Origin of the sequence: Brevundimonas sp., from assembly GCF_023259385.1 — a bacterium.
In the GTDB taxonomy this organism is placed as follows: domain Bacteria; phylum Pseudomonadota; class Alphaproteobacteria; order Caulobacterales; family Caulobacteraceae; genus Brevundimonas.
Map to the genome: position 1 here is coordinate 1 of NZ_JAHFPF010000125.1, position 9,855 is coordinate 9,855.

General features: G+C 68.7%; 13 protein-coding genes. 6 read left to right on the top strand and 7 right to left on the bottom strand.

Annotated elements, in window-relative coordinates; translation table 11 throughout:
- Positions 1-265, top strand: a 265-nt coding sequence (locus Q0C81_RS10635; protein WP_291837333.1) for a YidB family protein, incomplete at its 5' end; no start/stop codon positions are given.
- 44 nt (positions 266-309) lie between these two features.
- Here the strand turns inward: Q0C81_RS10635 and truA are convergent.
- From truA to Q0C81_RS10670, 7 genes are all read right to left on the bottom strand, one after another.
- Positions 310-1,047: a tRNA pseudouridine(38-40) synthase TruA gene (truA, locus tag Q0C81_RS10640; protein WP_291837335.1), complete on the bottom strand. Its 738-nt coding sequence runs from the start codon at positions 1,045-1,047 to the stop codon at positions 310-312.
- Positions 1,047-1,976 (bottom strand): methionyl-tRNA formyltransferase, encoded by a 930-nt coding sequence (gene fmt / locus Q0C81_RS10645; protein WP_291837338.1) that lies wholly within the window; start codon positions 1,974-1,976, stop codon positions 1,047-1,049. The genes truA and fmt overlap by 1 nt, the downstream gene beginning before the upstream one ends.
- A 103-nt stretch (positions 1,977-2,079) precedes the next feature.
- On the bottom strand, positions 2,080-2,307 hold the full coding sequence (locus Q0C81_RS10650) for a hypothetical protein (protein ID WP_291837339.1): 228 nt from the start codon (positions 2,305-2,307) through the stop codon (positions 2,080-2,082).
- Positions 2,307-2,861: a peptide deformylase gene (gene def, locus Q0C81_RS10655; RefSeq protein ID WP_291837341.1), complete on the bottom strand. Its 555-nt coding sequence runs from the start codon at positions 2,859-2,861 to the stop codon at positions 2,307-2,309. Before def ends, Q0C81_RS10650 begins: the two co-directional genes overlap by 1 nt.
- Before the next feature lie 57 nt (positions 2,862-2,918).
- A complete protein-coding gene (locus Q0C81_RS10660) occupies positions 2,919-3,275 on the bottom strand; it encodes an acyl-CoA thioesterase (RefSeq protein WP_291837356.1) in 357 nt (118 codons plus the stop codon).
- A gap of 121 nt (positions 3,276-3,396) precedes the next feature.
- The gene (locus Q0C81_RS10665) at positions 3,397-4,023 is read right to left on the bottom strand and encodes a response regulator (RefSeq protein WP_291837343.1); all 627 of its coding nucleotides are present in this window, start codon (positions 4,021-4,023) and stop codon (positions 3,397-3,399) included.
- The gene (locus tag Q0C81_RS10670) at positions 4,020-5,561 is read right to left on the bottom strand and encodes an ATP-binding protein (protein ID WP_291837346.1); all 1,542 of its coding nucleotides are present in this window, start codon (positions 5,559-5,561) and stop codon (positions 4,020-4,022) included. The genes Q0C81_RS10665 and Q0C81_RS10670 overlap by 4 nt, the downstream gene beginning before the upstream one ends.
- A gap of 303 nt (positions 5,562-5,864) precedes the next feature.
- On the opposite strand from Q0C81_RS10670, the gene Q0C81_RS10675 reads away from it, so the two are divergent.
- The 5 genes from Q0C81_RS10675 to Q0C81_RS10695 all read left to right on the top strand — a co-directional run.
- Complete coding sequence (locus tag Q0C81_RS10675) at positions 5,865-6,572, top strand: TorF family putative porin (protein WP_291837348.1); 708 nt, start codon at positions 5,865-5,867, stop codon at positions 6,570-6,572.
- Between the two features lie 29 nt (positions 6,573-6,601).
- On the top strand, positions 6,602-8,524 hold the full coding sequence (locus Q0C81_RS10680) for a methyl-accepting chemotaxis protein (RefSeq protein WP_367118000.1): 1,923 nt from the start codon (positions 6,602-6,604) through the stop codon (positions 8,522-8,524).
- Positions 8,524-8,820 carry an STAS domain-containing protein gene (locus tag Q0C81_RS10685; RefSeq protein WP_291837350.1) on the top strand — a complete coding sequence of 99 codons (297 nt, stop codon included), beginning with the start codon at positions 8,524-8,526 and terminating at the stop codon, positions 8,818-8,820. Before Q0C81_RS10680 ends, Q0C81_RS10685 begins: the two co-directional genes overlap by 1 nt.
- Positions 8,817-9,182, top strand: coding sequence for a response regulator (locus Q0C81_RS10690; RefSeq protein ID WP_291837352.1), 366 nt, complete (start codon positions 8,817-8,819; stop codon positions 9,180-9,182). Before Q0C81_RS10685 ends, Q0C81_RS10690 begins: the two co-directional genes overlap by 4 nt.
- Before the next feature lie 13 nt (positions 9,183-9,195).
- On the top strand, positions 9,196-9,855 hold a 660-nt coding region (locus tag Q0C81_RS10695), incomplete at its 3' end, for an Hpt domain-containing protein (protein WP_291837354.1).

Consider the following 9,855-nt stretch of genomic DNA (forward strand, 5'->3'; position numbering starts at 1 on the left):
CGTGGTCGGATCGTGGATCGGCAAGAGCGCCAACGCCGGCATTTCGCCGGAACAGATCGCCGGCGTTCTGGGGTCCGGTCCCATCGGCGATTTCGCCGCCAAACTGGGCATTTCGCCGGAGCAGGCCAGCGAGACGCTGGCGGGCCTGTTGCCCGAGGCCATCGACCGGCTGACGCCGGGCGGCTCCGTCGACGGGGCGGGCGACCTGCTGGACAAGCTGCCCGGCGGTCTCGGCGACATGATCGGCGGCTTCCTGAAGCGCTAGAACGAAACCGGGTTGAGCGGACGCCGTCCGGCTCGACCCGGGTTTCAGTAGACCACGCCGGTCAGATACAATCCTTCGGACGGCGCGACCGGCCCGCAGGCGTTGCGGTCGCGCGCCTCAAGCGCCTTGGCCACATCCTCGACCGCCCAGCGGCCCAGGCCGACTTCGGCCAGAGTCCCGGTCATCGACCGCACCTGGCGATGCAGGAAGCTGCGCGCCTCGAACACCAGATGCACCTCTTCGCCCGCGCGGGTGACGCGGGCCACGTCCAGCGTCTTCTCCGGCGACTTGGACTGGCAGTTCACGTCCCGGAAGGTGGTGAAGTCGTGCAGGCCGACCAGCGCCTGGGCCGCCGCGTGCATGGCCTCGGCGTCCAGCGGCTTCTTCATGTGCCAGACCCGCCCCAGATCCAGCGCCGGACGGCCAGGCCGGTTCAGGATGCGATACAGGTAGCGCCGTCCCGTCGCCGAGAAGCGGGCGTGCCAGTCGTCGTCCACCCCGACGCAGTCCAGCACCGACACCTCTTCCTCGATCAGGTGGGCGTTCATGGCGTTCATGACCGTGTGCTCGGGCCAGGCCTTGTCCAGGTCGAAGCTGACCACCTGTCCGGTCGCATGCACGCCGGTGTCGGTGCGGCCGGCGGCGGCGAGGCGCAGCGTCTGGCCCGAGAAGGCCTTGATCGCGGCCTCCAGCGCGCCCTGCACGGTCGGCTGGCCGGGCTGGGCCTGGAAGCCGTTGTAGCCCGAGCCGTCGTACTCGACCGTGAGCCGGTAGCGCGGCATTACGCCAGCACCGTACCGGCGGGCAGCGAAAACCCGCGCAGCATCTCGTCGGCGGCCTGCGCCGCCTTGCCTTCGCGCTGGACACGGATCAGACGCACCGCGCCCTCGCCGCAGGCGACGTTCAGGCCCTCGCCGTCCAGCACCTCGCCGGGGGTCGCGCCGCCCCGCGGGCTGACGGACGAGAGCAGGGCCTTGATCCGCACCGGGCCGTCGGCGCCCGGCGCCTCGAACCAGGCGCCGGGGAAGGGCGACAGGCCGCGGATATGGGCGTCCACCTCGGCGGCGGGCCGGGACCAGTCGATGCGGGCCTCGGCGGGGGTGATCTTGCGGGCGTAGGTCGGCTCGCCGGCCTGTTCCGTGCCCTCGGCGCCGCCGCGCTCGATGGCCGCCAGGGCGCGGGGCCACAGGCTGGCGCCGGTGTGGGACATGCGTTCCGACAGGGTGGCGGCGGTGTCGTCGGCGCGGATGTCGAGGATTTCGGACAGCAGGATCGCGCCCTCGTCCAGGCCCTCGGACATGCGCATGATCTGGACGCCGGTCTGTTTGTCCCCGGCCATGATGGCGCGCTGGATCGGCGCGGCGCCGCGCCAGCGGGGCAGCAGAGAGCCGTGCAGGTTGAAACAGCCCAGACGCGGCGCTTCAAGCACCTCGGTCTTCAGGATCTGGCCGTAGGCGACCACGCAGGCGGCGTCGACGTCCAGGCTCTGGAAGTCGGCGATGGCCTCGGGCGCCTTCATCGAGGCGGGGGTGAAGACCGGCAGGCCCATGGTCTCGGCGAAGGCGTGCACCGGTGACGGGGTCAGCTTCTGGCCGCGGCCGCGCGGCTTGGGCGGCTGGGAATAGACGGCCACGACCTCATGGCCGCTGGCGATGATTTCGGCCAGCGACGGCACGGCGAAGTCCGGGGTGCCCATGAAGGCGAGGCGCATGGCGACCGATCCAGTCAGTAGAAGCGGCGGCTCTAGCAGAAACCGCGTTCAAATCGCGAGCCTTGGAGCGGATACGCCCTCAAGCAGCGAGCCGCCTGGGACGTTAGTCCCAGCGAGTGAAGACGCCGCCGCCCTCATCCCATTCGCCGCCCGCGTCCAGCGCGTCGTCGAAGTCGAGCAGGCGGTCCAGCAGGACGCCGGCGATCACGCCCACGGCGGCGACGCCGACCAGGGTGACGACCGAGGCGACGCCGACCTTCTCGTTGCGGGTCAGTCGGCGACGGCCGCGCGGGTCGATGATGCGGTCGCGGTTGCGTTTGATACGGGCCATCAGGCGGCGAGCCTCGCGGCCTTCTTCACCTTGGCGACCGCGCGCTCGCGCTTCAGCCGCGACAGGTGGTCGATGAACAGGACGCCCTCAAGGTGATCCATCTCGTGCTGGATGCAGACGGCGAACAGGCCCTCGGCCTCTTCCTCGACCGCCTCGCCGGCGTAGTTCAGGTAGGTCAGGCGCACACGGGCGGGGCGTTCGACGGCGTCATAATACTCCGGCACCGACAGGCAGCCCTCCTCATAGGTGAACAGCTCTTCCGACGACCAGACGATCTCGGGGTTCACGAAATGGCGGGGATTGGGCTTGCGGGCCTCGGGGTCGTCGCCCTCGACCGGGTCGCCGTCGCCCAGGTCCATGACGATGACGCGGCGGGTGTCGCCGATCTGCACCGCGGCCAGGCCGATGCCCGGCGCGGCGTACATGGTGTCCAGCATATCGTCCATCAGGCTACGCAGCTCATCCGTCACCGGTCCCTCGACCGGCGTGGAGATCTGCTTCAGCACCGACAGGTCGGCGGGGTTGTCGATGGTCAGGATGCGACGGACGGCCATGCCCGCGAGGTAGGCGCGCAGGGCCGAAAGGTCAAGATTTCCGACGGTTTCGTAGGGTTATCCGGCCGCGTTGTCGGCGACGGGCAGGGGGCGGGGCTTCCGGTCCTGGTCGATGGCGACATAGGTGAAGACGCCTTCGGTCACGCGCATGGACTCGGCTTGGGCGTGGTTGCGCGGCCGTTTCCAGGCCTCGACGTGGACCCGGATCGAGGTCCGGCCCGTCTTGACCACCCGGGCGTAGATCGAGACCTCGTCGCCGACCGAGACCGGCTGGTGGAAGACCATGCCGTCGATGGCGATGGTGGCGCAGCGGCCCTGCGCCAGTTCGAAGGCCGGGGTGGCGCCGGCCAGGTCCATCTGGGCCAGCAGCCAGCCGCCGAAGATGTCGCCTTCCGGATTGGTGTCGGCGGGCATGGCGATCACCCGGCCGACGGGCTGGCCGGTGGGACGGGTCGGCAGATCAGGGTGGCTCAAGGTTCGGCTCCGGGCCTCAGGGCAGGCTCATATCCGCCGCCCGCCGGGGAACCGCAAGCGGTCAGGCGTCGGTGGGCGGCGATGCCGACAGGCCCATGCGGACCAGGGCGGAAAGGCTGGCGGCCTGCATCTTGTCCATGACCTTGGAGCGGAAGATCTCCACGGTGCGCGGGCTGATCGACAGCAGCAGGGCGATCTCCTTGTTCGACCGACCCAGGATCAGGGCGTCGAACACCTGGTGCTCGCGCGGCGTCAGGGTGGCCAGCCGGCGGTCGACCTCCAGCCGCTGCTCCTGCCGGGCCGAGATGTGGTCCAGCTGGTCCAGCGCGCCCTTGACCGTCTCGATCATGCGGGTGGGGTCGAAGGGCTTTTCGATGAAGTCGATGACCCCGGCCTTCATCAGATGCACCGCCATCGGCACGTCGGCGTGGCCGGTGAAGACGATCACGGGCCAGACGCGGTCGGTCATCTCGCTGAGGCGGCGCACCACCTCTGCGCCGTCCATGCCCGGCATGCGGATGTCGGTGATGACGCACGCCGAGCGGTCTTCCGGCAGGTTGGCGAAGAAGTCGGCGCCGCTGGCGAAACCCCGGGCCCGCACGCCCTCGGCGCGCAGCAGGTGCAGCAGGGAGTCGCGGACCGCCGCGTCATCGTCGATCACGAACACCGAATGCCGGATGTTGCTCATGCCTCTTCAGTCTCCTGCGGCAACTCAATCGAGAAGGCGGCGCCGCCCAGATCGCTGCGCCCCACGGACAGGGCGCCGCCGTGGCTCTCGACGATGGTGCGTGTGACGGACAGGCCCAGGCCCATGCCCGACGACTTGGTGGTGGTCATCGGACGGAAGACGGCCTCGATGTCGTCACCGGGAATGCCGGGGCCGCTGTCTTCAACCGTCAACCGATAACCTCCGCCGTCCAAGGACTGGCCGCGGATCACCACAACGGATTGCGCCTGATCCGCCACCGCCTCGGCGGCGTTGCGGACCAGGTTGATCACGGCCTGTTGAAACTGGATACGCTCGGCTCGCACGATATCGTCGGAATCGTCGACGTCTGTGCGAATCTCGACCCCCCTATCGCGGGCAATAAGGGCGAAAGCTGGACCCAAATCCTCGATCATGGAAGAAATTCTCTCGCTCTCCAGTCGACGGGTGCCGGTGACCAGCATGTCCCGCATGCGCCGGATAATGCTCCCGGCCCTGAGCACCTGCCCCTTGGCCAGGTCCAGGGTCCTGGCGGCGCTCTGGCCGATCAGCCCGGCCCGCTCGATGTCGCGCTGGCTGGCCTGCATATAGGTGGTGGCGGCGCTGAGCGGTTGGTTCAGCTCATGCGCCAGGGTGGCGGCCATCTCGCCCAGCGAGTTCAGGCGCCAGACGCGGTTCAGCTGGATGTCCAGATCCCGGGCCCGCTCGGTGGCCATCTCCGCCTCGGTCAGGTCGGTGATGCAGACCGCGGCGTAATCCTCCTCCGAGGCCATGGGCATGACGCCCATCTGCAGGCTCAGGATCAGGGGCCGCCCGTCGGGACGGCGGCCGATCCAGTGGCCGGTCGGCGCCTCCAGCGGACCGTTGGAGGCCTTGCCGTCCAGCCGTTGCAGATCGAAGCCGTGGACCAGCTCTCCGAAGGACCGGTCGGCGGTCTCGAAGCTGTCGATCCCGAACAGGCTGGCGGCGGCCGGAGTCAGGCGGCGGATCTGGCCCTCGCGGCCCAGGATGACCACCGGCACGGTGGCCAGCACCGTATCCAGCACGGCGTTGCGGCCCGCCAGCGTGCGGGTCAGCTCCATGGAGCGGCGGTGCATGCGGCGCTGGGCCCAGCAGATCTCGGCCACCAGCCAGCCCACGACCACGAACAGGCCGGCGTTGACCAGGGTGTCGGCCAGGCTCTCGCGGCTCACCAGCATGACATTGCCCGCGATCGACAGGGCGATGGCCAGGGCGGTCGGCGCGCGGCGCGCCAGCATGGCGGTGATGACCACCGCCGGCACCAGCGGCAGGTAGTAGAAATGGCCGAAGAGCTCGAGCACGGCCCTGAGGGCGAAACAGGCCAGAACGGCCCCGATCGCCAGCAGATAGGCCCGCCATCCCCGGTAGGACCGGGTGGTCGCCATGGAGAACAGGATCTCCGACGCCGAGCGCTTGCCTGTCACATCGTGCAGATCGAGTCCGGTGATCGGATCGGCCCCTCCCTCTGCCGGAACCTCTGTTCCGCTGGAGTCAGGCATAACAACAATCCGCATAAGGGAAAATACGTATAGGGCCCGCTCTCATGAGAAAGCGGGCGTCTGGCGTTTGGGGGGGAGCCCTCGGGTGGATTTTTTGCGCCGAGCGGCGCGGCCGCTGCGGGACAGACCTTTCTTTGAAGGGTCTGCGCGATCTCGGCAAGCAGTTCTCAAGTCGGTTAAGGATCAATCAAAGTAAACAGCAACTACGTAGTCCTACGTATTCGTACGGTTTTGTACGTACCGTTGAGTTTACGAAGAATATTAGCGTTACCCGGATTATGTCCCAAACAAACCGGGGTAAGAATGTCCTCCTTCAATCTTCAAGTTGTGCGCCGGACCGGCGCCCTCTTCACGGCGGCCTTCGCGGCTGTCCTCTTCATCGCCGGCCCTGCCGCGGCCGATCCTGAATTCAGCGGCCAGGTCGGCGTGGCCAGCGAATACGTCGGTAAAGGCCTCGGAAAGAGCAACGGCGAGGTCGCCTGGTCGGGCGAGTTCGAGGTCGCCCAGGGCGCCTTCCACGCCAGCGTTTTCGCCTCGACCGCCGAGCTGTCGCAGGGTTCCGATTCCGAAATCATCACGACTGTGGGTTGGGCGCCGGAAGCGCTCGGCTTCGAGTTCGACTTCGCCGTCCTTAACCGTGACCTGCCCGGAACGGCGGCGAACGTGGATTCCAATTATTGGGAATATCAGGCGGATGTGTCGCGCAGCATCGGCCCGGTCAGCGGCCGTTTTCGCGTGAACTACACCCCGGACGGCTTCGCCGGGACCAAGGAGGCCTGGTGGGTCGAAGCCCAGGCCGCCTACAAAATCGCGCCCAAGACCAAGGCTTCGGCCGCCGTCGCCACCCGCCGCGCCCACGGCGGCGCCGACTACACCGCCTGGAACGTCGGCGTGAAGCAGAAGCTGACCGACGCCGTCTCGGCCGACCTGCGTTGGTACGACACCGACGAGCATGACCTGGGCGAGCCTTACGAGGGCCGACTGGTCGCCGCTCTCACCTTCGCATTCTGACTCCACTCCGAACGTTCGAGGCTTATCCAGTGAATTTCCTGAACAACATGCCCGTCGGCCGGAAGCTGTTCCTGGCCTTCGCCTGCGTCCTGACGGCGATCGCCGTCATGGGCGTTTTCACCTTCCTTCAGCTGGTGGCCCTCGACAAGGCCGGCGCCGAACGTTCAGTCGCTAACCAGATGGTGCGCTCGGCCGCCGCCGCCGAGTTTTACCTGGCCCGCCAGGAGAACAGTTTCCGCGGCTATCTGCTCACCGGCGACGAGTACTATGTCCAGCGCGCCACGGCGCACCGGCAGTCGTTCAAGAACGCGGTCAAGGAACTTGAAGAGAGCGCCGGCCCGGCGCTGAAGGATGAGGTCGCGTCGCTGGAGCGCACCGCCGACGCCTGGTTCGAACACGTCGTCACCCAGGGCGGCGCCCTGGCTCGCAATCCGGAGACCCGTGCCCGCGCCGTGGCCATGGTCGGCCGCAGCGGTTCCGCCGATCAGGTCATGGAGCCGGTCGAAAGCGCGCTAGACTCGCTCAAGGAACACAACATGGCCGAGCTGGAGCGCGTCCGCGCGGTCCAGGCCGAGGCCTCGACCACCGCCAAATGGACCCTGGGCATCGGCATCGCCGCCGCCATCGTGCTGTCCATGCTGGCCGGTCTGGCCCTGACGCGCGGCATCGGCGGTCCGGTCATGAAGATGGTCGAACATATGAAACGCCTGATGGGCGGCGACACCGCGCTGCAGGTGCCGGAAGCCACGCGCAAGGACGAGTTCGGCGCCATGGGCCAGGCGATCATCGCCTTCCGCGACGCCGCCGTCGACAAGATCCGCGTCGAGGCCGAAGCCGCCGACGCCCGTGAGAAGGCCGAGGCCGAACGCCGCCGCAACCTGACCGCCACCGAGGCCGCGGCCGAGGAACAGGCCGCCGTCGTCACCGCTCTGGCCGAAGGCCTGGAGAAGCTCAGCGCCGGCGACCTGACCTACCGTCTGACCCAGACCTTCCCGTCCGACTATGTGAAGCTGCAGTCCGACTTCAACGCGGCCATGGCCCAGCTGAAGGACGCCATGTCGGTGGTCGTCTCCAACGTCTCGGCCATCCGGTCCGGCTCGGGCGAGATCAGCCACGCCGCCGACGATCTGTCGCGCCGCACCGAACAGCAGGCCGCCTCGCTTGAGGAAACCGCCGCCGCGCTGGATCAGATCACCGCCACCGTCAACAAGACCGCCTCGGGCGCCCGTCAGGCCTCCAGCGTGGTCCAGGGCGCGCGCGGCGACGCCGAGACCTCGGGCGTGGTGGTTCGTGACGCCGTCGAGGCCATGAGCGCCATCGAACGGTCGGCCCAGCAGATCAGCCAGATCATCGGCGTGATCGACGAAATCGCCTTCCAGACCAACCTGCTGGCCCTGAACGCGGGCGTTGAAGCCGCCCGCGCCGGCGACGCCGGCCGCGGCTTCGCGGTCGTCGCCTCCGAGGTCCGGGCCCTGGCCCAGCGTTCGGCGGAAGCGGCCAAGGAGATCAAGACCCTGATCTCGGCCTCGACCAACCAGGTGGCGTCGGGCGTGCAACTGGTCGGCCAGACCGGCGAGGCCCTGCAACGCATCGTCGGCCGCGTCGCCGAGATCGACAGCCTGGTCTCCGAAATCGCCGCCTCGGCGCAGGAGCAGGCCACCGGCCTCCAACAGGTCAACACCGCCGTCAACCAGATGGATCAGGTGACCCAGCAGAACGCCGCCATGGTCGAGGAATCGACCGCCGCCAGCCACTCGCTGTCGCAGGAAGCCGAAAGCCTGGCCAACTCGGTGTCGCGCTTCCGCATCGGCGACGGCAGCGTCCAGACGCGCGCCCCGGCGCCGGCTCCGCGCTCCCACGCCCACGCCCCGGTTCCGCAGATGCGGGCCACGGGACGCGGCGGCGCCGCCCTCAAGCCGCAGGCCGTCGAGGACGGCTGGGAGGAGTTCTGATGAGCAACGCCGCCGGTCACTCCCTCGTCCTTCCCGCCGTGCTCGACATCCGCGCGGCGGGGCCCCTGCAGGCCGACCTGCTGGCCGTTCGCGGCCAGCCCCTGACCCTCGACGCCTCGGCGGTCGAGCGTCTGGGCGGCCTGTGCCTTCAGGTTCTGCTGTCGGCCCGCGCCCTGTGGGCGGCAGACGGTCAGCTCCTGACCGTGACGACCGGCGACGGCGCCGCCTTCTCCGACCAGTGGGCCGCGTTCGGCGCGGCCGCCTTCGACACCGTTCCTCTGGGAGCTCCCGCGTGACCAAGACCGTTCTGACCGTCGACGATTCCCGCACCATGCGCGACATGCTGCTGATGGCTCTGGAGGGGGCGGGTTACCGCGTCATCCAGGCCGTCGACGGCGTTGACGGCCTGGAGGTCCTCGCCGCCAACGGCGCGGACATCATCATCACCGACATCAACATGCCCCGGATGGACGGCTTCGGCGTCATCGAGGGCGTGCGCGCCGATCCGAACCATCGCCACACCCCGGTGCTGGTGCTGACCACCGAGAGCGACGCCGAGAAGAAGGCCCGCGCCCGCGCCGCCGGCGCGACGGGCTGGATCGTCAAACCCTTCGACCCGGTGAAGCTGGTGGACGCCGTCCGCCGCGTCGCCGCCTGAGGCAGAGGTAAACGTGGACGCGTTCGAAGCGATCAAGGCGACCTTCTTCCAGGAATGCGACGAGCTGCTCGCCGACCTGGAGGCCAAGCTGCTGGTGCTCGAGTCGGGTCAGACCGACAACGAGACCATCAACGCCGTCTTCCGGGCCGTTCACTCGGTCAAGGGCGGCGCCGGGGCCTTCGGGCTGGAGGCGTTGGTCCGGTTCGCCCACGTCTTCGAGACGCTGATGGATGAGCTGCGCGCGGGACGTAAGGAGTGCGACGACATCACAGTCCGCACCCTGCTGCGCGCCTCCGACGTGCTGGCCGACCACATCGCGGCCGCGCAGGGACGTATCCCCGAGGTCGACGAGGTCCGCTCCGCCGGCCTGGTCGCCGAAATGGAGGTCCTGACCCACGGCGAGGCCTCGGTTCCCGACGCCGCCGCCGAGGACGAGGACGACGATTTCGGCTTCGTTCCCCTGACCGTCGGCCTGCCGTCGCTGGATCTGCCGTCGTTGGACCTGGCGTCGCTCGACCTGCCGCCGCTGGCCGCGCCGGCCTCGGCCGCCTCCGGCTGGCGCGTGGTCTTCCGGGCGCACGGCGCCATGTACGCCAACGCCAACGAGACCGGCCTGCTGTTGCGCGAACTGGGCCGTCTGGGACCGATCTCGGTCACGCTGGACGACAGCGCC